We start from the raw sequence: 24,449 nt of genomic DNA, 5'->3' as shown, positions 1-24,449 counted from the left end.
ATTCATGGTGAAAAAGCACACTCACTTTATATGGCTAAGACCGCCTATGAAAATGCAGCTGAGCCAAAAGAGTTAATGATTATTCCCGGTGCTAGCCATATTGATTTATATGATCAAATGGATGTCATTCCATTTGATAAACTCACGAGCTTCTTCAAACAACATCTCGCTTAATCAATCGTTAGTATTTTATCGCTATATAGTGAACTGGGCATAAGATCATTCTTTTGCCCTTATTAACTCATTAACTGAATTCGACTTTTAAGTCATGTGTGCAGTTTTAAGCACATAGGCCCTTCTATAAAACCAAGGTAAAATAAACGAACTTATGAAATCAACGACGACCTATGATGGCTCATCTTCTGAGCTGACTGATAATACAGCTCATTGGAGTGGCGTATTTGCTATGTCTTTATGTGTATTGGCACTTATTGCATCCGAGTTTATGCCGGTTAGTTTGCTGACATTAATTGCAAACGCCTTACAAATAACCGAAGACATGGCAGGTCAAGGCATTGCAATCTCTGTTACTTTGCCGTATTGACCAGCTTATTACTACCTACTTTTATCGGCACCATTGACCGTAAAAAATTACTATTAGCACTCACTTTTTTGATGGGTATATCTGGAGCCATTATAGCTGTAGCGCCTAACTATATGGCTTATATGCTGGGTCGTGGACTCATCGGCGTAGTCATTGGTGGATTCTGATCTATGCCTGCGGCAATGGCCATTCGATTAGTGCTACCTGAAAAAGTCCCCAAAGCACTCGCCATCTTTAATGGTGGTAATGCGATAGCGACCGTCATTGCTGCACCATTAGGTTGTTATTTAGATTCTATTGTTGGGTGGCGCGGTGCTTTCCTAGCAATAATCCCTACCGCACTGATCACCTTGATATGGCAATGGTTAGCCTTACCAGTGATGAAAACAGAGGCAACTACACCGGGACCTAGTAATATTCTTAATACATTAAAAAACCGTATTGTTGCCCTTGGTATGGCTGGCTGTGGCGCTTTTTTTATGGGACAGTTTGCACTCTTTACTTACTTGAGACCTTTCCTTAAAACGGTGACACAAACCAGCGTCTCTACATTGTCTCTACTATTATTGGCTGTTGGGCTTTCAGGGCTTATTGGCACACTTATCATCAGCTCATTTCTCAAAAGAATGTTATTGTAGTGGTCAACTAAAAAGGCAAGGTGAATTCACCTTGCCTTTGTGTTTTTTCTACAAATAATTTAAGCCGCATACCAACCATCAACTAACACTTCTGTTTGCTCTAACACAAGCTTAATGGCTTCTTCAGCGACATCTCATGGGTATTTCTATTTGCGTAATAATCAGCGTTCAAGGTTACGTATACGATCTCGAACGCTTTTCCGTTTCTGCCAATCTACCGTCGCAGATTTACGTAATTGTTGAGTCAATTCAATGGCGAGTTGACGTAAATTTTCATTACCTAATTCACGAACGGATGACTCGTTTTCTAACAAGGCGCGATAAAAAGCGATTTCATCATCATGCTTATCCCTCCAACGAAAGCCAAGCAGCACCTCGAATACCGCTACTATCACCAAATTGTGCCCTGACAAACTTGAGATCAGCGAAATCAGTGAATACATACTTTGACGTTGCTAATGGCAGATCTCGATATATAGACTCAACTTTAGATAAACCACCACCAAGAACAATAATATCCGGGTCAAGTAAATTTACGACACTAGAAAAACATCTCGCCATTTGATCAATCAACTTGCCATAGGCGTTTGCAGCGTTATCATCTCTTTCATTTAGCAAAGCAACAATTTCATTAGCGGGTAAATATTTGCCAGTAATGAGCTTGTAAGTCAGCTCAAAACCAGTTCCAGAAATAAACTGTTCTATGCAATTTTTTCGCCCACAATAACATGGGCGAGATACCCCATCCATTTCTGGACTATATCCCGGCAACGGATTATGCCCCCATTCACCGGCAATAGCATTAGGCCCACTCCATACTGCTTTATTAAAGACGATACCTCCACCGCAACCTGTTCCCAAAATTGCACCAAAAACAACGCTTCCATCTTTACCAGCACCATCTACAGCTTCGGATAGGGCGAAGCAATTCGCGTCATTAGCAATGTTTATTGGACGAGATAGAAGCTTGCTTAAATCAAACTGCAAATTTTGACTATTCAAGAATGTACAATTAGCATTTTTAATCAAGCCAGTAACGGGGCTAATCGCTCCAGGTAAGCCGATACCAACTTTGCACGAGGAACCGATTTCTTGTTCGATCGATAAAATAAAATCAGTCACTGTCGTTAAAAAATCTACGTAACTTTTTGGAGTAGGCGTTCGTTTTTTTAAGCTCACCAATCCTTTCTCATCCAAAACACATATTTCTATTTTGGTTCCACCAATGTCTAAACCAATATACATCTCACAGTCCACCTTAAATCCAGTATTCAATAAACTATTTAGTTAGTTGATATCGAAAATCCAAATGATGCTTTAGTGAGATCATCCGCAACGAAATGCAATTTATAGATAACACTACCCCAGACTTCTTTATGCTTAATGTCTGTTAACTCTATTTTCTCTATCCCCTGATAGACTAGATTATTCGCTTCAATGACGAGTGTTTTATTAGCTATCTTCAACAACACGGTGTTATTAGATTTTTGAATCACATCGCGAACCGTAATGTACAGAGGGAATTCAACAGAACTTAGAGGTTCGGACAATACTATCGACTCTTCCACTGTAACCTGAGGCTTTTCATGATCGAAAGTGATATGTTTTTGAATGTTGTCACTATCGCTTTTATAGCCATAAACAGCACTAGTATCGAAACTTAAAGTGCTTTGTGTTTCATTATTTGCAAACTGAACATCCGTCGCATCGGCTCCCACTCCATGTAATTGAACTCGTCCATTAATCACTGGGACATTATGACCAACAGAGCTAATATGCCACATGTCATAACGAGTATCGCTAAACGTTTCACGCGAATATTCACCTTGACCTAAATCGAGAATAATAGGCTCGCCATCACAATAAACACTAAAGTGCCCAACATCATTATGTGAATGGTGGTTAATTAACTCGTCATTGCTTCCTGCGATTGCGCTCATGCATAACCCAACTCCCGGAGCGACATTGTCACGAGCCACCATTACTTGCATATCGTCAAGCCATACAGATTTCTCGCTAATTAAAGTACTTGAACTAGCAACTTGTGGAGTCCAAAATAGTTGGCGAGTAAGGTGAACTAATGACTGTCTCATATAATCACGACCATCACGCTCAGTAGACTGCTGAAGGCATTTAGCAGCCGCTCGTTGTGAGTCTTTAATCACTAAGTTTGCAAGCTGTTCAGACTTAATCAATTGCGAATATTTACTCAATAACCCATGGTCAAGACCCACCTTCAACGCACCATCGGCAAAGTTAACATAGCTATTACCACCAATATGTAACTTAAGAATATGCTCTCCGAAATTACGCAACTTAAGGTTCTTTTCTACTTCCAGATCTACCTGAAAACGTTCTTCCAGTAACGCGATGAAAGCTGCTAAACGACCAGCGCTCACATTCCAATAGGTGGGCCCCTCAATACAACTGCCACTTTCTTTGAGATTATCAACAAATCGAGATACCAGTACGCACAATTTATCCGCAATACTGACCAGACGATGTTTATCTTCAACCAAATAACAAGCGGTTAACAGCAAGTTATGCGCACACCATACTGTCCAGTTATTTTTACCATTATACCAGCCATAAAGCTTTGAGCTTTCAAGTTTGCTTAATACTCGAGTTTCTATTTGTTTATGAATTAAGTGATATAACGCGGGGTATTGTTTTAACAATACAGGTTTGAGCAAGTAACTCAGTTCCGCCAATAAACCAGCCGTTTCACAATTGAATAAGTCCAAATATTCATCATCAGGAACGGGAAATGGGTCATTTTCATTCCAAGGATTAACATCTTTATATAGAATCATTTCATGATGGTGTGCAAAATTATGTGCTGGCACACACCAATAAATTTCACCCATTATTTCCCAAATATAATCTATGATCCTTGGTAAGTATTTTCGCTCATTCGTTAAACATTCAGCGATAACCAGATACGATAACTCAACTCTGCGGCGGAAATAGTTTTCTTCATATTCAGAACGATCACCATTCACCATAAAATTGGTGTACATTGTTCCTGATAACGGGTCGATTTCTTTTAATAAAACTTTATCAGCAAATCGCGTAATCGCTTTCGGCCAATTATCCAAACCGGACGGTAGAGCTATATTTTCCCATTCATCACGTTTATCAATAGTCGGAAATGGTTGCCAATGATCGCTATCGAGACAACCACTGACAAACTCATTCAGCAAGTTAGTGAACATATTAAATACCAAATTTATAAAGATAATAAGATTAAGCAGTACCCCGATATAATTACGAAGTACTTATCAATCCTAAGCTCGAATTCGATTACCTGTTTTTTCGTCAAAAACAAGAACAGTAGAAAGCTCCGGAACTAATGATATTTCCTGGCCGACAGAAAGACTTTTCTGTTCCTTAAATGCAGATGTCATATTAAATGAAGGTAAACTGCACATTACGACCATATCAGAACCAGTGTTTTCGATAGTATTAATCACTGCGTTTAATCCATCTTTGTGCCCACTGTCTTCTACTGTCAGATGCTCAGGACGAATACCGACTACAACTTTAGCACCATCATCAATCGCTAAATTTTGATCCAATTTAATCACATCACCGCTCGGTAGTTTTGCGAATAAGCCGCTACTGTCTTTCATTACAACGCAATCAATTAAGTTAATTGACGGACTTCCTAAAAAACCAGCAACAAAAGTGTTATCCGGCTCCTGGTATAACTGTAATGGCGAACCACACTGGTAAATCATCCCATCTTTTAGAACGACAATTTTCTGGCCAAGAGTCATCGCTTCAATTTGGTCGTGAGTTACATAAATAGAAGTTGTACCCAATGATTTATGTAAATCAGCAATTTCACCACGTACTTGAGTTCTCAGCTTTGCGTCTAGATTCGATAAAGGCTCATCAAATAAAAAAACCGCAGGGTTTCTAACAATAGCGCGCCCCATTGAAACACGCTGCCTCTGACCCCCCGATAAATCTTTTGGCAAACGGTCTAAAAGGTGCTCAAGCTCTAACATGTTTGCAGTTTTCTCTACTTTCTCTGCAATTTCACTCTTGGGCATTTTTGCCAGTTTCAAAGCAAAACCCATATTTTCTCTAACAGTCATCTGAGGGTATAAAGCGTAGGTTTGAAAAACCATTGCAATATCACGCTCCTTAGGTTGTTCTTCAGTTACCACTCTATTTGCAATAGAAATTTCACCAGAAGACACTTCTTCTAACCCTGCGATTATGCGCAACAAAGTAGATTTACCAGAACCACTTGGGCCGATAAGAACACAAAACTCACCTTCTTCAATGTCTAATGACACATTACGAATAACGTCAACAGAACCAAAGGACTTAGATACATTTCTCAGAGATACAGATCCCATAATCGTTCACCTTTTAAAATTTAGCCTTTGACCGCGCCGGCCATTAGACCGCGGTTAAATTGTTTTTGTAGTAACAGATACACAATAACTGACGGTACTGTCGCAATCACTGTTACAGCGATAAATATATTTTGCTGCATAATTTCATCCACACGGAGTGACCGAAGAATCACTGGAATGGTATATAAACTGCGATCGTCTACAGCAATCAATGGCAATAAGTATTGATCCCAAATCATCAAGAAGCCGAAGATTGTCGTTGTACCCAATGCAGGTTTAATAAGTGGCAAAATAACGTTTTTAAATATTTGTAGTTCACTGGCCCCGTCCACACGAGCTGCATCTTCTAAGTCTCGTGGAATTGCCTTCATGAACTCTGTCAGCAGGAATATAGAAAATGCCCAGCCTACAACAGGTAGAATTAGACCTGCGTAAGAGTTGTATAACGATGTATCTATAATTGGGATTTCTTTTTGAAGCGTTAAATACAGTGGAATAGAAATAACTTCATCCGGTAGCATCATCGTAGATAAAATAGCCAAGCTAATAATAGCTCCACCTCTGAACTTCTTACGAGCTAAAGCATAAGCAGCCAGAGCGCTAATTGTTGTCTGAAGGATAGTACCTAGCACAACCACAATTAGCGAATTTAACAAGTAAAGCCACGATTTAATCTCAACCCACGCGTATCGAAAATGATCAAATGTTGGTTCTTGAGGCCAAAGTACAAGTTGACCCGGCTGAACAGTATTCTTACTGAATGCAGTCGCAACGATTCCCCAAAATGGCCCACAAAAGACGACGATAATGAGGGTATAGGCAACGAACCTTGCAATTTTTTCATAAATAGTTTTGCTCATGATTCCTCCTATTAGTTTCGTTCGAAACGACTTTTAATAAAGATATGGGCGATAGTCAGGCATACTGTGAATACAAATAACAGGAACGACACAGCTGCTGCATATCCGTAGTCCATTCTGTCAAAGCCCGTCTTGAAGATATGGGTCATTATCATTTCTGTTGACCCGGCAGGCCCACCACCTGTTGTTGTATATACTTCTGTAAATACTCGGAACCCACGAATAAAAGACAACATCAAGACAACAGAAATCGCCGGGATTAGGCCAGGTAGAGTCACATGCCAAATTTTTCGCCAGGGAGAAGCCCCATCAACGTTCGCGGCGTCATAAAGCTCTTTATTAACTCCGGCTAAACCTGCGATAAGTATCACCATGTTATAAGGAATGGTTTTCCATACTTGAAGCAAAATAACCGTAAACAAAGCCATATTAGGATCAGACATCCACCCCTGAGGGGCGATATCAATAAAGCCTAAAATGTAGTTCACAACACCTGTGGATGCCGGATAAAACAGAATGCGCCACACTTCAGCCAAAATAGCCACAGAAGTTACTGCAGGTATAAATATTGCGGTACGGATAATACGAATATGTCGCGCTTGTCCTTGAAGTAACAATGCAACAGCAAATGCTAGGATCACACCACAAACAGTCGATGAACCTACGTAAATGAATGTATTGATAACAGCATCATGCAACTGAGTATCCGAGAGTGTTCTTTGAAAGTTTGCCAGCCCCACGAACTCATCATCACCAAAGAACTTTATTTTATAGAAGCTCATGATCAGTCCCTTGACAATAGGAACAAACTTGAACCAGGTGAACACGATCAATGCAGGTGCCAGAAACAGCCAAGGAACCAGCCAACGCCGCTTAGTCATAACTTAATCCTTTATTTAAAACATCATATAATGGAAGGAAATATCAGCCCTTAGATAGAATTACCTAGGAGCCAATATAAATACCTATTTCAAACTTACTTGGCTAGAACACCTTGACGACTTAACTCACTGTTTACAGCAGTATCAATATCTTTCAAACTATCCGTGATGTCAGTTGAACATGAAGATAAAATTCTATTGAAACCATCTGAAGTAATTTGACGAATTGGTTTCCAGTTTGGCACTGCTGGGAAATAAACTCCTCCTTCCGCATACTGTTGCGAGAACGTATTCCAGTTTGAATCGTTATAGATTTTTTCAGTGTTAATGTTCTTATTTACTGACAAACGTACAACAGGCAACGAGTCACCTTCAACACCAACGCCCATCCCCATTCTCTGACCTTGCTCTGAGATTAAGAACTCAAGAAACTTATCCGAACTCTCCCGGGTCCCTTCATTACCAGCAAGAATGAATGCGGCAGTACCTTCAGCAAGTGAGGCACTACTCATTTTGCCTGTTGGAGGTATAATAACTTCAATCTTATCTTTGCCTGGTTCGTTATAAAATGAGCTTAAGTGATATGGACCAGAACGATAAATCCCCGCCTGACCTGAGTTAAATACCGGTGTCGCATCGCCAGTAGTTGATGTTATTGCTGCTGGTTGTGCATAACCTTCACAGACCATTTTTTGTGCAAATAACATCGCAGACTCGACTTCAGGAGTCGCTAAACTAGCCTTAAAGCCATTTTCATTTGATGAAAGGAAAGTACCGCCAGCCTGCCAAATTAAGTCACTCATAAACCAGCTAGCATAGCCACGCGTCGAAGAAAGAGGCATTACATAACCATATGTATCGGCTTTACCTGAGCTGTTTGGATCCATCTCGGTAAACGCTTTTGCCAACTTGTACAAATCATCCCATGTTTTTGGTTTGTCAAAACCTAGCTTCTCACGCCAGTCTTTACGCACGAATACCGCAAAAGCTTGAGCAGAAAAAGGGACACCATAATGTTTACCATCATAGGCACGCATGCCTTTCCAAGCGACATCATAAAGTGCCTTCCCACCTTTCACAGAATCTTTATCAATCTCTTCTAAAATCCCCATTTCGTTCATTTGCCCCATGGATGTTGCATCTGTTAACACCACATCAGGTAATTTACGACTAGCGGCAGAACGAGCTAGACGAGTTTCAAAGTCAGAGTTAGCCAGGAACAATTCCACTTTAACGCCAGTCTGGTTTGTAAACTCTTGAACTATTGCTTCTATAGTGCCTCTCTCATTGTTTCCATATCGGGCCCAAACATTCAGTGTATCGGCAGAAAATGCAGGCGATGCCACAATAGAACTTAGGGAAAGTGAGAGGCACACGGCCAATTTCGTTCTCATAATATGTTCCTTCATTATTGTTTTCTTTATCAGAAATATTGAACACAGGTTCATGTAGGGTACTGCGTCCTCCAGCACCACATGACATAGTGCTAACTCAACGGATAATGACACTAACGTATAATTTTTAGTCATTCAATCTCAAAATCTAATTTTGAGTTAACCGGTTACCCAATATGTTAAACACATCACGAAAACACAATCAAAGGGGTGTGAGGTAGTTAGGAGAGATATTTATGAGTGATATTATGAATATATGGTTAACCGGTTACCTTAAAGTACAGATCTTAGTTCATTTAATATAAAAAACTGTTCTACTATGACTTAGGATTTACAAGGGAGTATTTATAGTCTATCGACAGAGAGGGCTTAAGTTTATAGAAGCCAACGTTATATCCGTTTGGTCGACTCACGTATCACTAACTCAGGATCAAGATCTTCTCTTGAAATCACGGTCTTGCCTTCAATGAGATCAAGAACTTTCTTAATCGCCATTTCACCAAGATCTTGCCCACGGGTATCAATCGTCGTAAGGGAAGGGTTAACGTGTTTACTAATCGGATTATTATCAATACCAGCAATCGCTATATCTTGTGGAATACGGACCCCAAACTGCCTAGCTTGACCCATTAAGCCAATAGCAACTTGATCATTACAAGCAATAATTGCATCAGCACGGTGATTTGAGAGAAGGACTTTTGAGGCTATACGCTCCGCCGCTTCGACTGTTGGTTCTTCAACGTTGTATTCAATAAACTTGATATCATGGTCAGCAAATATAGATTTAAGTTCAGCGATCCGAACAGAATTCCAGTTTGCGCCTGAGTATCCCACATAAGCAATACTCTTTAACTGCTGTTGAATTAAATAATTCGCTAAAATATCGATGGTCAGCTTTACATCCATACCAACGGAAATGACACCAGTTCGAAATGGATGGCCAATAAAAACGACAGGGATACGTAATTCAGTCAACCAATCAATAACTTCGTCAGATAAGCGTCCTGAGATAAGGAGACCGTCAACTCGTGTGATAAGCGTTTGTAACCTCTGCTTTATCTGACGCTGATTTTCATCTAAATCAACAACGAGCAAACTATAATTCCGCTCTAACGCTATTCGGTTCGCTCCCTTAACCACATTAGTGTAATGAGGGTTGCAAATATCCAGCACTCCTAACCCAATTGCACCGGTTTTACCCGTTGCAACTGCTCGAGCCATAAAATTTTGCTGATAGCCTAATTGATCTATTGCTTCACGAATTTTAGACTCGACAGGTTCAGAGAATGATTGCTGAGCATTCATGAATTTCGAAACCGTTGCAGTCGAGACTCCAGCGACTTTCGCAACATCACGAATAGTTGGTTTTCTCATTTTGGTCATAGATCACTTCTTATCAGGTAGTTGTAGGAGATGAAGTATGCAACCGAGCTTGCTTGTTTTCAATAGAAACCAGATAACACATTGATAAATTTAAATGTTTACATAGTGACAGATAGGATTAATTCAAACCTGATCTGCTTCAACAAGACTAGAGACTTCATTGAGCGATATTTTGTTACAAGAATATACTCTTGATGCCTTACTATAAGAAACGTGGCTTCGGCTCCACTTGTAGACAGATAAATTCGAATAGCCCTGTTCTCTTCCTCTCATAGAATATTGACCATAGATAGCACGTAATAGAGTCTCTTTGTAGCCACGTACCTGCAAGATGCGAGTTAAGAGTTTTATCTAAACCTTTAGATAAAGAAAGTTGATGACGGAATAGTCCCCTGAAGTGACTTAGATATGCTGATATTGCATTACTGCTATTTCTTCATGATTTTTAGTCATACTCATTATTTTGCATAGTCATTAGAATATTCAAACCTCTGCCTCATATACTCATGCGACTTTACTATTATTAAGGAAGAACATGTCTACATTATTCCAACCTTTACCGCTTAAAAGCCTAGAGCTCAAAAACCGCCTTGCTGTCGCACCTATGTGCCAATACACAGCGGTAGATGGCATCGCAAATGATTGGCACCACATCCATTACGCTGGGTTAGCTCGTGGCGGCGCAGGCTTGGTGGTGGTTGAAGCAACAGCGGTTTCTCCTGAAGGACGCATTACGCCAAAATGCTTAGGTATTTGGAATGATGAGCAAGCGCAGCAACTGGCTAAGGTCGCTCACTCTATCAAACAAAATGGCAGTGTTGCGGGTATTCAAATTGCTCATGCTGGCCGTAAAGCTAGCGCCAATATTCCATGGGAAGGCGATGACCATATTGATTCATCAAACCCTGAAGGCTGGGATACTATCGCCCCATCAGCGGTGGCCTTTGGTGCTAACTTACCAAAAGTACCGGCTGAAATGACCAAAGATGATATTAAGCGTGTAAAGCAAGATTTCGTCGCGGGTGCTAAGCGTGCATTAGAAGCAGGTTTCGAGTGGTTAGAACTTCACTTTGCTCATGGTTACCTTGCCCAGAGCTTCTTCTCTATTCATGCTAATCAGCGTACTGATGAATATGGCGGCAGCGCTGATGGCCGTGCGCGATTTTTATTAGAAACTTTCAATGCGGTACGTGAAGTATGGCCTGAACATCTACCACTAACTATCCGTCTAGGGGCTGTTGAGTTTGATGGCAATGATGAAGCGATGCTGCAAGAATCGGTTGATATGCTCAACAAAATGAAAGCCAATGGTTTGGATATGGTCAGCGTCAGCGTTGGTTTTAATACCCCAACCGCACAAGTCCCTTGGGGGCCAGCATTCCTAGCCCCGATTTCTGAGCGTATTCGTCAACAAACGGGGTTACCGGTGGCGTCTGCTTGGGGTATTGATAAGCCTGAAGATGCAGAGCGCGTGGTGGCAGAAAATCAAATGGACCAAGTGATGATCGGTAAAGCTTATTTAGCGGATCCTCACTACACTTATCGCCTCGCCAAAGCATTGAATGTTGAAAAGCCATCTTGGTGCCTACCGCCTTCTTATGCCCATTGGCTAGAGCGTTATAGCTTCGCTGATAAATAATAAATGGGCAGCGAAAAAGTACAAGGCTACTACTTCGGCCGACTACTTAAATTCGCTGAATGGCACCCAAGTAATGGTGTGTTTAAATTAAAGTTAGAAGCTTAATCACACTTTAACTTCACAATAAAAAGCGATGCTTGATCATTCAGGCATCGCTTTTTTGTTGGGTGGATTTTTAGTATCAACCTTTACGATTAATCACCATAAATATCAAAGCTAAAATATTGATCCGCAATCCTATCGTAAGTCCCATTCGCACGAATCTCTGCAATCGCTTTATTAAATGCTTCTGCTAATTGCTTATCTTGCTTGCGTAGTGCTAAAGCAGTGCCCTCGCCTACATACGCTTTGTCCGTTACTGGCTCACCAGCTAATTCAAAGCCTTTGCCAAGTGGCTTATCAAGAAAAGCTAATTGCAGCTGGTCAGCATTACTAAAGGCTACATCTAGGCGACCACTATCCAAATCAAGGTACACTTCATCTTGCCCTTTATAACGCTTGATATTCGCCACATCTCCAAACTTCTCGGTGACGTAGTTATCATGAATGGTACCTAATTGAACGCCGATATTTTTACCGGTTAAGCCCGCTTTATCCATGTTGTAGCCCGCATCGGTCTTAGCCACAAAACGGGCTGGCGTTTGGTAGTACTTGTTGGTGAACAAAACACGTTTCTTACGCTCTTCGGTAATACGCATTGACGCCATAATAACATCGGCTTTTCTAGCAAGTAACGCAGGAATTAAGCCATCCCAATCTTGAGAGATCCAAACACATTTAAAATTGGCTTCTTTACACAGAGCCTCAGCAATTTCAATATCAAAGCCAGTAGGCTCACCATCTTCATTTTTATAGTTAAAAGGTGGGTAGGTAAAATCCGAAGCAAGACGTACGACTTTTTTGTCCGCAGCATGAACCGTTCCGACTATCATTGCGCAGCATACCGCCGCAAGCGTGATTAATTTTTTCATCATAAATCCTTTTATTATTTATATTCTTTTAGCACTTGTAGTGTTTTATTCATACTGCTGACAGAGCCAATTGAAATTCTAACGCATCCTTTCACCGTCGACTCATTAGCAGGGCTACGAGCCACAATACCCTTATTAAGCAGGTATTCGTAAAAGTTATTGCTGCCTTTAAAGCGAATGAGAACAAAATTGGTACACGATGGATAGACTTTATCCACGATTGGAAGTTGATTCACTTCATGGCTAAACCAATCTCGTACCTCTGTTAAATGTTCGGTTTGTGCCTGCATCTGCATTAAACCAGCAGAATCTAGCGCTTTTAATGCAATCTCGGCACTTGGGTCGGCAATCGGATATGGCGCAATTAAGCGAGCGACATAACTCATCACACTTTGATCAGCGATTAAGAAACCCACGCGAATTGCCGCCAAACCAAATGCTTTTGATAAAGTACGAACCACAATTAAATGTGGATATTGCGCCATTAAATTCAACACACTAGTTTGCGGGGCAAATTCAATATAAGCCTCATCGACCACAACTAGCGACTGATCTTTAGTGCGCTCAAGTAAAGCGACTAAGTCTTGCTGATGTAGCGCATTGCCGGTTGGGTTATTCGGGGAACATAAAAATACAATGCTGGTATTTTCAAGCTCAGCTTCAATTTGAGCTAGGTTGAGTTGAAACTCCGACGTCAATGGCACGACTGCCGTCTTCACACCCATTGAGTCGGCGCAAAACTCATACATACCATAAGTTGGCGGACAAACTAGAATTTGATCATTACCCGGCTGACAAAAAGTACGCACTAATAAATCAATCGCTTCATCTGCGCCGCGCACCGCCATGATCTCAATATTATCATTGAGTCTATTGTCTTGGTTCTCACCATCTAGATGAAATTGTTCACAGTAACCACGGTAAGCCGCTGCAATATCAAACGGTAAGAAATCTGGATAGCGATTATAATGGCTATTTACCCCCTGCTTCTCATCACCATACTGACAACATGTTTCTAATTCATTGGCATTCAGCCACAGATGATCTTGTTTATTGGTCATACCACGCGCAATGCGTCTGGCCGATTGATAAGGTATGAGTTTTTTTACCGCCTCAGGAACCAACTTATCTGCTAATGATGTCATACGCCTCTCTCGCCATGCATAATAAAAATAAAAATCACACTAAAATTAATTTTAAATTCTAATTTAAAGCATAAATAATCACTTTGAGTTGAGTCTTGATTTTATACAAACAAGCCTTGCAATAAGAAACGAAAAGTAAGCATACTAGCCATGAGGAAAAATCATATCTAATCTCACGACTTGAGAGTGTTTGATTTTATTACGATTGATGAACAAGGAACGCTCATGCCGACTCGACTGCCTTCGACTAAAGCACTATACGCATTTGTAGTAACCGCTGAAGAACTCAACTTCACCGCAGCAGCAAATCGGCTCAATCTCACACAAGGTGCGGTTAGTCGACAAATCTTATCGTTAGAGCAGCAATTAGATGTCGCCTTGTTTCATCGACACGCGCGAGGGTTATCACTCACATCTAAAGGTGCAGAATTTCTGCCGTTGGTTGAACATGCACTGAATCACTTGCAACGTTCCATCGAACACATCGCCCATGACAAACGCAAAATCAAACTCAAAGTTCCAAGCTGCATTACTTCATGGCTACTACCCAAACTAATGAACTTTCAGCAGAAGAATCCCGAGATCGATGTTGAGCTCACCTCAACTATTAAACACAGTGTCAACTTTGCCAGTGAACCTTTCGATGCAGCTATTGGCTATGGCGATCTCGATACCTTTAGCCAGCAAGATCAGCCATTGCACTACCATTTATTATTTGAAGAGATCTTAACGCCTGTTTGTGCCCCGACCTTGTTAGATAAACACCAACCACTACAAGCAAACATACTAGAACAACAAACATGGCTGCACGCCACACCTGAAAAGTCGGATTGGAAGTTATGGTTAAAAGCTTGGGCAACCGAACAAAACCACCCCGAGTGGGCAACATTGAAAGGTAAAAAGAATCAGCATTTTGCCACATTAGATCTGTCGGTTAATGCCGCAATGCAAGGTTTTGGTATGGCGATTGGTGATACGATACTTGCCCAAGCCGACATAGATCTAGGTAGGCTTATCGCCCCTTGTCAGCTCAAGGCTCGCTCAGGAAAAGGCTATTACTTTATACGCCCGAAATCGCAAATAAATAACAATATCGAGCGTTTAATGGGTGAGTTATTAAAATAGATTAGCGTCTAAAAAATAAAGTCGGGATCACCAAAATCACCCACCAGCCCATCGAGAGCAAAGCGGTCGCTAAGATAAAGCCTGAAACATTAACCGAAAAGTTGAAAGCGGCGAGCATCCATTGCTGATGAAATAGGTTGAAGTAGAAAGATACCGTCCACAACACTGCGACAACAACCAAAACAATCACCAAACCTTTCAATGCATTGTTAAAATCTCCACGGCTAGGAATGCAGTGGAAGCAAATTAAGCAAGCAAGAAGTAGAGTTAATGCATGTTGGCGAGAAGATAACGCGCTATCAATAAAGGTTTCTATGACGTAGCCACAGTAGTGTAAAGCGGCTGCGGAAACGGTATACACATTTGCCACATCCACGTTCAAAACAAAAGGCCGAATGGTTGGCATTGCTAAAAAATGCTGCAATAACACGATCACTGAAAAGCCTGCCAATAATGGGGCGATTGCAATAAAAAACACACCTATTGATTGATAAAGTGAACGTTGATTCCAATTGTGATCGACATAACCAAGTCGGCCATCTTTTCCCATTTGAAACCAACTTATTTTATGAATTTTATGGCCAAAGATTAATGCGATTATTGCATGTGAAGCTTCATGAATGGGCGTTCCCACCATGGCAGATAGGTAGAATAACCCTTTAGATAATGGGTTTTCGATCACTCTTGACCCTAATGCTTTCATCATGATTTGTTGTAAACCAATAACGAATGCCACCACGGCCAAAAATACTGCTAGACCAATCATAACCTTTCACTTTCTAAATACTAAAGCGCCATTCTAACGTAGAACGATAACCAAGTAACCTTAGCTAATATAACTTATTGAGGAAAATCATGTCCCTGTATAGGTAACTTGGCTAGGTAACTGGAAAAGCTAAATAAGTCATTTTTTCTATACCCATAAAAATTAAAGGTATATAATCCGCCCGCCTTAATTACTTGGATTTTTCATGGACATCAAAAAATGGTTTACGAATGTAGAGTTCATCTCTCTTTCTATTATTGTTTTATGTACCAGTCCATTCATTATCCCGACTGTTCATGCAGCCAATCATCTTGTAAATCCACCTATTTCCTCTGTGATGAAAAGTGGTTCGGAAGAAGTGCAATCAGGCTTATATCAAGAGCTTGAAATCTCAGAAAACCAAAGCGCTTCAAATGGCTTAACTCCGCCAGTATTACAAGATGAGCGCTACCCTGTGTTGGATGAATTGTAATCCATAAAATCCACAGTGGTCCTTCAAAATAACGGTAATCTACCGAATCGAGCATAAAAAATGGTGTGCTGCTTATGCCAACACACCATTGTTACTTTTCAATTCTAAATGACTTAATCACTCGTCATCATCAACAAACACATGCCCTTCTAAAGAATACGGTTCACTTTGATGCTCTTTCATTTGCATCGAATGACCGCGAACTTTTTTCAACGCTTTCTCTAATTGGCTGGCTTGTTGGTAATCACCTTCAGCATAAGCAAGGTAGATTTGATGTTCGAGATCTTCAATACGGTCTTGGTCTGTCACAACATCCTCCTGCTAACTATTGATCTTATACCCAAGTGACTTCAAGATGCAGAATTCAGAGCTATCATCCAAGCCTTTAGGCAAGGAAGATTGGCGTAGGAATGTAGGTACCTTTCAAACCAATCTGACGCGGCATAAAGGTTTGGATGAAGCTCCCGAAGGGCAAGTTAAAACAAGCTTTATCCTGCGTTAAATTGAACAGAGATAGAATCTATGATCGTATTCAATTTGCCTTGCCTAAAGCTTGTTTTATTCTTGCTGAAACTTGCACCTTGAAGTTACTTGGGTATATCCACAGAAAAATCAGCTCTAATTAGCTTTCCACAACAGTGTAGACCAAAGTTAAAAACGTGTTAAATACAATTAAAATAAGCTTAAATATTAAGGTTTAATAAAGTAATAGCCATAAACTATGTTAATATTTTTTCATATCATATTTAGAGGTATTACCTTTCCTCCTAAAACATGAAATGATTCAATAATTAAAATAACTTCCCAACCAAATTGGTTGCTACTAGGGTGATGATAATCAATGCCACATACCATTCTCAGCCCCAAGGCATTTAAAAGTCTAGCGACAACTTTTCTCGTCCCATTCCCTATAATTGGGCTAATTTTCTTTTTGGTTGGAGAAAATCACCTAAAGCAAGAACTACACAGAATTTCTCATTCGTACGTCAATCAAATAGAAGCGATTGCCGATGAGCTTCGAGATGAAAATTTACAAGCGCTTTATGATGCAACCAATTGCCAACAAATCCAGAAAGATCTGTTATTTAAAGCATTTTTAAGAGAAATGTTGATTGTAGAAGACTTAAAAATCACCTGTTCTTCTAAAAGATCAGAAGCAGATTTGGCAAAAATTAAGCATCAACTGCCAGCCGAAATGCTGGAGACCGGTGAATACTTATTTGATGTTCCTTATAAGGATGGGCCTGTCCGTAGTTTATTAGTCGTCGATAAAGATAAAAATGCCCCATCGCGTTCAGCCATATCAATTATCGATCAAAGTTATATCGATGTGAGGCTAGGCTTAGGCAACGATGATCGTATTATGCATTCAATCATGACGGTTTCAGGCAAAACCTACCCTGCAAATAGCCACATTGAGGATAACCGCTTCCTGACTACCGCTAACTCGGATCATTTGAATATTCAAATCTCGATTCAGCCAAGTAATAAACTCAAAAATGAACTTTATATAAACTGCGTATTATTCACCATTCCAGTCTCGTTATTCTTCTCGATGCTTTGGTACTTGCTCAGATACTGGTACCAAACCAAGGGTTCATTAGCAGAAAAAATGAAAAAAGCACTGAAAGCAAACGAGTTTTACTTGGTATATCAACCCCTAGTGGACAGCTCTACCGCCAAAGTTCAAGGTATGGAAGCATTGATCCGTTGGAACAGCCCAAGAACTGGCTTTATCGGCCCGGATATTTTTATTCCAGTCGCCGAGCAGCATGGTCTTATCAATAAAATTACTGACTTTGTATTCGAGCGTGCATTAGCCGATTGGCAACAAAACACGGTCAGTGACTTACATATTGGTATAAATGTTCCCCCTAGCTATTTATCGCAAAATTCATGCTTAGAAAAATTAAAGGCATACGCCAAGCGCTATCAAGCTCAAGGCCTTCAACTCGGGATTGAAATTACGGAACGACAGCTGCTTGATAAATCTGACAGAGCGGTACTTACCGATATTCAAAAACTCGGTATTGATGTCTCTATCGATGATTTTGGTACTGGTTATACTTCTTTATCCGTATTAGAAGATACCGAGTTTAATTACCTAAAAATTGACCGCTGTTTTATTAATACCATTGGTATCAAGTCGGTTAACTCTCCGGTATTAAATAGCATCATTAATCTCGCCGATAGTATGAATGTGTTAATGGTTGCCGAAGGGGTAGAAACCAAAGAACAAGCCGATTACCTCAAATCCCATGGCGTTCAATTATTGCAGGGCTATTTCTTCTATAAACCTATGTCCTTGGAAGATATGTCGGCACTGCTAAAAAATAACCAATGAATTATAGGAATAGGTGAGTTTCCTTCCTTTTACTAATCGGCTCCAAAGTTCAATGATATAGTCACGACACTCATTTGAGCAGCATTAGATAAAAGGAAGGTAAATGGAACTGTCATTCGAAATCATGGCGTTACTCGTCGGTGTGGCGGCATTAGCTGGCTTTATTGACGCAATGGCAGGTGGTGGCGGTTTACTGACCTTACCGGCTTTACTGGCAGCAGGTATTCCTCCCGCTCAAGCTTTAGCGACCAATAAACTTCAAAGCTCGTTTGGTAGTTTTTCCGCCAGCCTATATTTTATCCGTAGCGGTACGGTGAAACTGCAAACCATGTGGCTGCCAATTGCTTGTACATTTGTAGGCTCAGCACTTGGCGCAGAAGCGGTACAAGTCATTAAACCTGACCTATTAATGAGCATTATTCCTATCGTGCTGATTGCTATCTCAGGTTACTTTCTGTTTTCTAAATCCGTCACCCTACATCCAGATGATAAACCTAAACTCTCTGAAGCCGCATTTGCCCTCATCATCGGAACTAGTGTCGGTTTCTATGATGGATTTTTAGGCCCAGGTACTGGTTCTATCTTTGCGGTATGTTTCGTGGCAATTGGTCGCTATAGCCTAGTCGCTGCCACTGCTCGCACTAAAATTCTCAACTTCACTTCGAATATTGCAGCTTTGTCATTTTTTATTATGGCCGGATTACCTATTTGGGAATTAGGCTTAACCATGGCGGTGGGCAACTTTCTTGGGGCACGCTTAGGTGCCAAAGTGGTACTAGGCAACGGACAAAAAATTGTTCGCCCATTGGTGATCATTATGTCGATGACAATGGCGCTTAAGCTTCTGTGGGAACAGCATCAGCAATGGCTGCTATCAATGCTTTAACTCGCTCATTACGATAAGTATTGGGGCGGCAACATAAATGTACTGGGCGAAATAGCGGTTTTAACTCATCAAAACTAAAGCAATATTTCGCCTCAATCTTTAATGTTTTGACTATCGATAAAGGAACCAAAGCTGGCGCGACACCACCTAATGCCAGTTGCGCAGCCGCGGTATAGGAATCCATCTCCATCAATGCCGAAATGCCGAGTTGAGATAGCACATCAAATTGGTAACGGTTCGCAGGGTTTGATAAATCATTAGTGATAATGTGTTGCGGCAAAGCTTGCAAAGGTTGCAGGCTGACCAACACAAAAGGTTCATCGCACAAGCGCACTACTTTCAGCCCATGCTTGGTGGGAATTTCACCGGCACAAAAGCCTATGGTCGCTTTCCCTGATTGCACCCGCTCAACAATTCGAGGGGTATGGTGGGTACTGATATGTATCGCCGAATCTTGCTCAAAATACCCCCCCATCATGCTAGATAGGTACCCCGCCACCAAAGTTTCTGAACAATCTAAATGAATGACCGTCTCATCATTTAAAGTATGCTGCTCATAGATACGGCCTTGCAACTCATGAAACGTCGGCTCGACACTGGCAATCAACTCTTTAGCTGCCGGCGTTAAGCGCACATGTCGTCCATCCGGTACAATCAGCTTCTTACCTAACTTCTTTTCCAGTAAAGAAATACGCTTACTGACTGCCGATTGGCTGATATACAGTTGGCTTCCTACTCGACTCATGGTTTTCTCATGACTCAAGACCAGCAGAGTTTCAATACCTTCAAGCAACATAAAATTCATTCTTTTTGGGAATAGATGAGATGATAATAACTCAGTCGATGATGTTCTGCGATCTCAATCTAGGCATTCATTAACAGCTCGTTCAAATCCATCAGTAAACTACCTTTAATCACTCCTTAGATAAAATCATACTTTTTTAATTACCGTAACAAAAAAGTATGATCTTTCTTCTCACTTTAAATAATAAACCGAACAAACGACACTTAAACCAGAACTAAAGTTTAATGGAATAATTTCAACTAGCACTTTAGTTTCAAATCGGACTATCAATGAAAGACTAAAGTTTATTTAAAAATAATAAACTTTCAACACAATAAAACACATGTCAAACGACTCATTGATAGTTACTACATTTCATCTATAAATAATGAATCGTTAATTATCACAAAGGGGAAATGATGAAAAACATGGATGTCATGTTACTCTCCACTAGCTGTATTCAGAGTCAATTAATGAAAGAATTACTATCCGAATCTTTAGGGCCATCAGTCAGCCTAGTCAATCAACATACCTTTACTTATCATGACTGGGATCGACCGGCATTAGTTTTAGTCGATCTAGCCAACTTGCCCTCTTCAAACCGACCGTGGGAGGAGTACCTACATGGCTTTAAGGAAAATGTCAGCACAGTTCTACTCAATACCCAAGAAAGCATTTCAGCCCAAAAATTATTACAGTGGCCGAATGTATATGGCTACTTTTCTCACTACGAAGATCAAGAAACTCTCATTAAAGGTTTAACAAAAGTATTAGAAGGTGAGCACTGGATCCCGCGTTCAATGTTAATAGAAATGTTACTCTACCTTCAGTCAATAAAACCAATTTCGACGACTTCCATTGAGTTAACTAGTCGAGAGATTGACGTGCTCAACTTATTATCTAATGATAAAAGTAACACCGAAATAGCCAGTGAGTTATTTGTTAGCGAGCACACAATAAAATCTCACTTATATAAAGCATTTAAAAAGATTAATGTAAAAAATAGAATGCAAGCCAAAAGATGGGCACGCTGCAACCTACCTTTATATGAAAGCTAATTTAAAATACGTTAATAGAATTAGCTTAATCTAGCAGTTCAAAAAAGGTAGAAAGACAAAAAGATAAATGAAAAATGGGTGGGAGAGGAATAAAGGCCGTTTAGCGAAACTCTACCGCGAGTGGTTCCAACTGAACAAACATCCCATCAACGGAATTTTTATCATCAATGTAAACCATTTGCGATTTGTATTGGTCACTGTAAAAATTGAGTTCATATTGCCCTTTAGGGATCATGTCGACTTCAAATTCGCCTTCCTCACCAGTATAAAATGGAAAACTGCGGCTGCCATCTTCAGAGACAAATTCTCCGATAACATCAACAAGTGGCTCGCCTTGAGCTTTTAATTGGCCGGTAACCAGCAGGCCTTTAATCATCGCTAAGTTCACACTTGAGCCTCTACGCAAGCCCCCTTGTACTACGAACTCAGAAAACTCTAACTCTTGGTCGAAAGCTAACTCACGGGTATTTACTTCGATTAAGCGCTCTCGACGATTACTCACTTCAGTGACTAAAGATGTCACACCGCCCTGTTCTTTCGGCACAACGGCAACACGACCATAATCGTTTTTTAGTAAGCGGTAGTCATCACTCTCATCTTCTAGGCTCACAATGGTAAAGCCAGAGCTAACTGGTGATGTCCAAGCAACGTCAGTACCAGAAAAGGCAACGCCAGTTTCTAACCCGACACTACCTACTCTAGTCCTATTCTCTGCATCAATTTCATTGGTAGAACTAAGACGAATATTGCCATTTAGGTAGTCACCATATTTTTTATAATAGAGATCCGCACCATCATATTCATGGTCGCGAAAATTAGCGGTACCACGCCAACTTTGATCAATACCGTAACTATAAAAAGACAAAGCATTTTCACTGTGTTCTTTACTTGAATCATAACGAGAAGACACACTAAAGCGTTGGTTAAATAAGCTGATCGGTATATTGGCAGAAATGGTAAAACTCTCTTCGCTATCACCATAAATCTCTTTCCAGCGTAGATTTACCCCGAGAGTCAAATAGTCCCATAAGCGATAACTGGTATTGAGCGCTAACGAGTTTTCGACGTTATCATTATCATCAAAGCGAGAATAACCATTAAAAGACATGTAACCATTGGTGATCGGGAGGTTTAACCCGGTACTAAAGCGAATATATTGCTGGGTTTGATAACCAATGAGCGGCTCTTGATAGCTATATTCATAACTGATGTTGGTGTTATTTAACGCGCCCCAGGCCGTTTCAGGCAAATAGTAGCTCGCTTTTCCTTTATAAAAATCACTTTGCTCGGTTTGCTTTAGCCCTGTTTCTAAAGTCAAAAAGTCATCCCACACTGCGAAGTTATGCAACAAGTTGTAGTCTTGCACATCTTGTTGCCATTCCACTTTAGGAGAAATTGTCCACCAATCGGTCAAGCCATACGACAGCACCATCTGCGCGGCTGGGACTTCATCGTTAAGCTCTTTAACCCCTTCGGCGTTGTAACTCTGAACATACCCTGCTGTCCATTGGGTTTCCAGCGTTCCTCCTAGTAAGATTTCGGGAACATTAACCAAATTATAAAACTGTACGACCTCCGAGCCACCTTGATCGATATAACTCACTTCAACTTCATTCACCCCATTATCAATAGGTAGATCACGCAAATTATATTGTCCCGGTGCGAGACGAATTCGGCGGAAGTCTTCACCGTTAATTCTAATGGTGACGATGGAGGTGGATTCTAAAACAATCGGAACTGAGTTAGGTCGATAATAGTCGCGTAAATATTGCGGCTGGTAAGAATAGGAAAGCCCGAAGATATCCCCCGGATTGAGTTGCTGAATTTGGGTGTCGGTGTAATAGTCCCCAACTTGAATAAAACCATAGTTATTCGGTAAGTCATACATTAACCGAGAGGCATCACGCTGAACTTTGACTTCCTCGGTAATACTGTTGCGAGAAAACGTGTGGCCATCTTCAAAAGTTAATGGGCCGATAGCAATACCCGTTCGTAATGCTAGGCTGTCGGAAAACAGAGACGTCTCATCAAGATTATGGGTATGAGAATAGTAAAGATTAAACACCCCGCTAATAGGGCTGGGTTCAATCATACGAACGTGTTTCGCGTACTCTTTTTTAGACGAATAACCTCCAAATGGAATATCGATTTCTTCAAGTTGCTCTGCGGGAATATCAATCGTGATGATCAACATATCCTCATCAAAATTGGCACTCCATCCTAGCTTTTGCATGTCACTAGCGACAATACGTGCATCCATAAACTCTTTCACAAGTTTGGTTTTAATGCTGTCTAGTACAATAGGAGACAGTTTATCGACAAACTCACCGCTATCGAGCTGCCAATCGGAAATGTTCTCATTAGATAAATAAGCGGTGATTTGTACTCGTTTGGTAGGTAGGTCAACATCAATCGGCATGGGAATTCGCTCGTCAGCCCACGTGGTTAGAGGACCTCCAAATGCAAATAGCAGCGTAATAACTGACCAGAGTTTCATTATTCAAATTCAAGAATATCAATTGAGTTCACTTGGCTTGGGGCAATACCCGGCTTGATCGGCAACACCAGGTTAGATTTGGCTAACATATTAATCGTCGGCAGTGCATCTTTGTAAGTCACTTCTCCGCTTGACCCTTGATTAAATACCAAGCCCCAGTTACTTAGTACCGTATGCTTATTACCTAGGTTTTGAATAGATACTTTGCCTGCATCCATCTTGGCGACAATGTTATGCTCGGCTTTTTCTGGCGTAACATAAACGGAAGTAACAAATTTGTAGTTAAATTTCACCCCTTCTTGTTCGCCCACGGTGATTGGCTCAAAAATAACTCGATAAGATCGTTCGTCTTGCAATGCTTTTTTCCCTAAATACATCACCTTAATTCTTTTTGATTGCTGTGGGTTTAATATAATTTTACTTGGAAAAATACGCAGTTCTTTGGTGTCTTCATTCACTTCATTACCAGTTGAATCCATAGTTCGGTAATACGTTTTAACTAAATAAGTTTGCTGCTCACCAGATTTATTTTCAATAGTATAACTAGATACTGGTTTTTTTATATCTATATCCATCGAAAGTGGTGTGATCATGACATTAGCTAAAGCTGATATGGAAAATAGCGAAGTAATAATAAAAGGTATTATTTTAAACATAGTGCAACCTTAAATAATAAAGAGGAGGAAGCCCCC

24 protein-coding genes and 1 pseudogene are annotated in these 24,449 nt (G+C 40.6%); 10 read left to right on the top strand and 15 right to left on the bottom strand.

The features are described from left to right. Positions 1-30: 30 nt before the first annotated feature. The 4 genes from K358_RS19420 to K358_RS19370 all read left to right on the top strand — a co-directional run bounded on the left by K358_RS19420 (position 31) and on the right by K358_RS19370 (position 1,182). On the top strand, positions 31-174 hold the full coding sequence (locus K358_RS19420; RefSeq protein WP_244875222.1) for an alpha/beta hydrolase: 144 nt from the start codon (positions 31-33) through the stop codon (positions 172-174). A gap of 154 nt (positions 175-328) precedes the next feature. Continuing rightward, positions 329-544: a hypothetical protein gene (locus tag K358_RS19380; RefSeq protein WP_211232229.1), complete on the top strand. Its 216-nt coding sequence runs from the start codon at positions 329-331 to the stop codon at positions 542-544. Next, positions 541-711, top strand: a complete 171-nt coding sequence (locus K358_RS19555) for an MFS transporter (protein WP_211232228.1) — start codon at positions 541-543, stop codon at positions 709-711. Before K358_RS19380 ends, K358_RS19555 begins: the two co-directional genes overlap by 4 nt. Positions 712-714: 3 nt before the next feature. Next, entirely contained in the window at positions 715-1,182 is a 468-nt protein-coding gene (locus tag K358_RS19370; protein ID WP_211232227.1) for an MFS transporter, read from the top strand. 59 nt (positions 1,183-1,241) lie between these two features. Here the strand turns inward: K358_RS19370 and K358_RS18950 are convergent. From K358_RS18950 to K358_RS0103900, 8 genes and pseudogenes are all read right to left on the bottom strand, one after another. Continuing rightward, positions 1,242-1,520, bottom strand: a pseudogene (locus K358_RS18950) (type I restriction enzyme endonuclease domain-containing protein); the annotation flags it as partial. A gap of 7 nt (positions 1,521-1,527) precedes the next feature. Further along, positions 1,528-2,427 (bottom strand): ROK family protein, encoded by a 900-nt coding sequence (locus K358_RS0103930; RefSeq protein ID WP_027695595.1) that lies wholly within the window; start codon positions 2,425-2,427, stop codon positions 1,528-1,530. A gap of 38 nt (positions 2,428-2,465) precedes the next feature. Further along, positions 2,466-4,397 (bottom strand): heparinase II/III domain-containing protein, encoded by a 1,932-nt coding sequence (locus tag K358_RS0103925; RefSeq protein WP_027695594.1) that lies wholly within the window; start codon positions 4,395-4,397, stop codon positions 2,466-2,468. 72 nt (positions 4,398-4,469) lie between these two features. Then, positions 4,470-5,552 carry an ABC transporter ATP-binding protein gene (locus K358_RS0103920; protein ID WP_027695593.1) on the bottom strand — a complete coding sequence of 361 codons (1,083 nt, stop codon included), beginning with the start codon at positions 5,550-5,552 and terminating at the stop codon, positions 4,470-4,472. 20 nt (positions 5,553-5,572) lie between these two features. Beyond that, on the bottom strand, positions 5,573-6,412 hold the full coding sequence (locus K358_RS0103915) for a carbohydrate ABC transporter permease (RefSeq protein WP_027695592.1): 840 nt from the start codon (positions 6,410-6,412) through the stop codon (positions 5,573-5,575). A gap of 11 nt (positions 6,413-6,423) precedes the next feature. After that, the gene (locus K358_RS0103910) at positions 6,424-7,293 is read right to left on the bottom strand and encodes a carbohydrate ABC transporter permease (protein ID WP_027695591.1); all 870 of its coding nucleotides are present in this window, start codon (positions 7,291-7,293) and stop codon (positions 6,424-6,426) included. Between the two features lie 95 nt (positions 7,294-7,388). After that, the gene (locus K358_RS0103905; RefSeq protein WP_051241164.1) at positions 7,389-8,687 is read right to left on the bottom strand and encodes an ABC transporter substrate-binding protein; all 1,299 of its coding nucleotides are present in this window, start codon (positions 8,685-8,687) and stop codon (positions 7,389-7,391) included. A 390-nt stretch (positions 8,688-9,077) separates the two neighbouring features. Then, on the bottom strand, positions 9,078-10,070 hold the full coding sequence (locus tag K358_RS0103900) for a LacI family DNA-binding transcriptional regulator (RefSeq protein ID WP_051241162.1): 993 nt from the start codon (positions 10,068-10,070) through the stop codon (positions 9,078-9,080). Between the two features lie 535 nt (positions 10,071-10,605). Between K358_RS0103900 and K358_RS0103895 the strand changes: the two genes are divergently transcribed. Next, complete coding sequence (locus K358_RS0103895) at positions 10,606-11,709, top strand: NADH:flavin oxidoreductase/NADH oxidase (protein ID WP_027695588.1); 1,104 nt, start codon at positions 10,606-10,608, stop codon at positions 11,707-11,709. A gap of 194 nt (positions 11,710-11,903) precedes the next feature. Here the strand turns inward: K358_RS0103895 and K358_RS0103885 are convergent, their stop codons facing one another. Both K358_RS0103885 and hisC read right to left on the bottom strand, forming a co-directional pair. Next, complete coding sequence (locus K358_RS0103885; protein WP_027695587.1) at positions 11,904-12,680, bottom strand: ABC transporter substrate-binding protein; 777 nt, start codon at positions 12,678-12,680, stop codon at positions 11,904-11,906. A 14-nt stretch (positions 12,681-12,694) separates the two neighbouring features. Further along, a complete protein-coding gene (hisC, locus tag K358_RS0103880; protein ID WP_027695586.1) occupies positions 12,695-13,825 on the bottom strand; it encodes a histidinol-phosphate transaminase in 1,131 nt (376 codons plus the stop codon). A 225-nt stretch (positions 13,826-14,050) separates the two neighbouring features. Here hisC and K358_RS0103875 point away from each other — a divergent pair, with 225 nt between their 5' ends. After that, on the top strand, positions 14,051-14,950 hold the full coding sequence (locus tag K358_RS0103875) for a LysR family transcriptional regulator (protein WP_027695585.1): 900 nt from the start codon (positions 14,051-14,053) through the stop codon (positions 14,948-14,950). A 1-nt stretch (position 14,951) separates the two neighbouring features. Here K358_RS0103875 and K358_RS18765 read toward each other — a convergent pair whose 3' ends face one another. Then, positions 14,952-15,716 carry a hypothetical protein gene (locus tag K358_RS18765; protein ID WP_027695584.1) on the bottom strand — a complete coding sequence of 255 codons (765 nt, stop codon included), beginning with the start codon at positions 15,714-15,716 and terminating at the stop codon, positions 14,952-14,954. A gap of 205 nt (positions 15,717-15,921) precedes the next feature. Between K358_RS18765 and K358_RS0103865 the strand changes: the two genes are divergently transcribed. Then, a complete protein-coding gene (locus tag K358_RS0103865) occupies positions 15,922-16,188 on the top strand; it encodes a hypothetical protein (RefSeq protein WP_027695583.1) in 267 nt (88 codons plus the stop codon). A gap of 117 nt (positions 16,189-16,305) precedes the next feature. Here the strand turns inward: K358_RS0103865 and K358_RS0103860 are convergent, their stop codons facing one another. Further along, positions 16,306-16,497 (bottom strand): hypothetical protein, encoded by a 192-nt coding sequence (locus tag K358_RS0103860; RefSeq protein ID WP_027695582.1) that lies wholly within the window; start codon positions 16,495-16,497, stop codon positions 16,306-16,308. A 532-nt stretch (positions 16,498-17,029) separates the two neighbouring features. Between K358_RS0103860 and K358_RS18015 the strand changes: the two genes are divergently transcribed. Further along, complete coding sequence (locus K358_RS18015) at positions 17,030-18,532, top strand: EAL domain-containing protein (protein ID WP_051241160.1); 1,503 nt, start codon at positions 17,030-17,032, stop codon at positions 18,530-18,532. Between the two features lie 103 nt (positions 18,533-18,635). Further along, positions 18,636-19,418, top strand: a complete 783-nt coding sequence (locus K358_RS0103850; protein ID WP_027695581.1) for a TSUP family transporter — start codon at positions 18,636-18,638, stop codon at positions 19,416-19,418. Here the strand turns inward: K358_RS0103850 and K358_RS0103845 are convergent. Further along, on the bottom strand, positions 19,369-20,214 hold the full coding sequence (locus tag K358_RS0103845) for a LysR family transcriptional regulator (protein WP_027695580.1): 846 nt from the start codon (positions 20,212-20,214) through the stop codon (positions 19,369-19,371). The two genes, K358_RS0103850 and K358_RS0103845, sit on opposite strands and share 50 nt — an antisense overlap. 407 nt (positions 20,215-20,621) lie before the next feature. On the opposite strand from K358_RS0103845, the gene K358_RS19490 reads away from it, so the two are divergent. Then, positions 20,622-21,260, top strand: a complete 639-nt coding sequence (locus K358_RS19490; RefSeq protein ID WP_051241159.1) for a LuxR C-terminal-related transcriptional regulator — start codon at positions 20,622-20,624, stop codon at positions 21,258-21,260. A 100-nt stretch (positions 21,261-21,360) separates the two neighbouring features. Here K358_RS19490 and K358_RS0103835 read toward each other — a convergent pair whose 3' ends face one another. Together K358_RS0103835 and K358_RS0103830 are read right to left on the bottom strand one after the other, a co-directional pair. Continuing rightward, on the bottom strand, positions 21,361-23,679 hold the full coding sequence (locus tag K358_RS0103835) for a fimbria/pilus outer membrane usher protein (protein WP_156888679.1): 2,319 nt from the start codon (positions 23,677-23,679) through the stop codon (positions 21,361-21,363). 77 nt (positions 23,680-23,756) lie between these two features. Next, positions 23,757-24,413: a fimbria/pilus periplasmic chaperone gene (locus tag K358_RS0103830; protein ID WP_027695577.1), complete on the bottom strand. Its 657-nt coding sequence runs from the start codon at positions 24,411-24,413 to the stop codon at positions 23,757-23,759. Positions 24,414-24,449 lie beyond the last annotated feature (36 nt).

The organism is Vibrio litoralis DSM 17657 (assembly GCF_000426765.1).
In the GTDB taxonomy this organism is placed as follows: domain Bacteria; phylum Pseudomonadota; class Gammaproteobacteria; order Enterobacterales; family Vibrionaceae; genus Vibrio; species Vibrio litoralis.
The sequence above is the reverse complement of the archived record's forward strand: the minus strand, read 5'-3'. Positions and strand labels throughout refer to the sequence as shown.

Coding starts and splice junctions, on each gene's coding strand:
- K358_RS0103845 (WP_027695580.1), bottom strand. CDS start 20,214: ATGTTGCTTGAAGGTATTGAAACTCTGCTGGTCTTGAGTCATGAGAAA.
- K358_RS18765 (WP_027695584.1), bottom strand. CDS start 15,716: ATGATTGGTCTAGCAGTATTTTTGGCCGTGGTGGCATTCGTTATTGGT.
- K358_RS0103900 (WP_051241162.1), bottom strand. CDS start 10,070: ATGACCAAAATGAGAAAACCAACTATTCGTGATGTTGCGAAAGTCGCT.
- K358_RS19490 (WP_051241159.1), top strand. CDS start 20,622: ATGAAAAACATGGATGTCATGTTACTCTCCACTAGCTGTATTCAGAGT.
- K358_RS19370 (WP_211232227.1), top strand. CDS start 715: ATGCCTGCGGCAATGGCCATTCGATTAGTGCTACCTGAAAAAGTCCCC.
- K358_RS0103835 (WP_156888679.1), bottom strand. CDS start 23,679: ATGCCGATTGATGTTGACCTACCTACCAAACGAGTACAAATCACCGCT.
- K358_RS0103925 (WP_027695594.1), bottom strand. CDS start 4,397: ATGTTCACTAACTTGCTGAATGAGTTTGTCAGTGGTTGTCTCGATAGC.
- K358_RS0103915 (WP_027695592.1), bottom strand. CDS start 6,412: ATGAGCAAAACTATTTATGAAAAAATTGCAAGGTTCGTTGCCTATACC.
- K358_RS0103920 (WP_027695593.1), bottom strand. CDS start 5,552: ATGGGATCTGTATCTCTGAGAAATGTATCTAAGTCCTTTGGTTCTGTT.
- K358_RS19380 (WP_211232229.1), top strand. CDS start 329: ATGAAATCAACGACGACCTATGATGGCTCATCTTCTGAGCTGACTGAT.
- K358_RS0103850 (WP_027695581.1), top strand. CDS start 18,636: ATGGAACTGTCATTCGAAATCATGGCGTTACTCGTCGGTGTGGCGGCA.
- K358_RS0103910 (WP_027695591.1), bottom strand. CDS start 7,293: ATGACTAAGCGGCGTTGGCTGGTTCCTTGGCTGTTTCTGGCACCTGCA.
- K358_RS0103875 (WP_027695585.1), top strand. CDS start 14,051: ATGCCGACTCGACTGCCTTCGACTAAAGCACTATACGCATTTGTAGTA.
- K358_RS0103830 (WP_027695577.1), bottom strand. CDS start 24,413: ATGTTTAAAATAATACCTTTTATTATTACTTCGCTATTTTCCATATCA.
- K358_RS19420 (WP_244875222.1), top strand. CDS start 31: ATGGCTAAGACCGCCTATGAAAATGCAGCTGAGCCAAAAGAGTTAATG.
- K358_RS0103895 (WP_027695588.1), top strand. CDS start 10,606: ATGTCTACATTATTCCAACCTTTACCGCTTAAAAGCCTAGAGCTCAAA.
- K358_RS18015 (WP_051241160.1), top strand. CDS start 17,030: ATGCCACATACCATTCTCAGCCCCAAGGCATTTAAAAGTCTAGCGACA.
- K358_RS0103905 (WP_051241164.1), bottom strand. CDS start 8,687: ATGAGAACGAAATTGGCCGTGTGCCTCTCACTTTCCCTAAGTTCTATT.
- hisC (WP_027695586.1), bottom strand. CDS start 13,825: ATGACATCATTAGCAGATAAGTTGGTTCCTGAGGCGGTAAAAAAACTC.
- K358_RS0103885 (WP_027695587.1), bottom strand. CDS start 12,680: ATGAAAAAATTAATCACGCTTGCGGCGGTATGCTGCGCAATGATAGTC.
- K358_RS0103865 (WP_027695583.1), top strand. CDS start 15,922: ATGGACATCAAAAAATGGTTTACGAATGTAGAGTTCATCTCTCTTTCT.
- K358_RS0103930 (WP_027695595.1), bottom strand. CDS start 2,427: ATGTATATTGGTTTAGACATTGGTGGAACCAAAATAGAAATATGTGTT.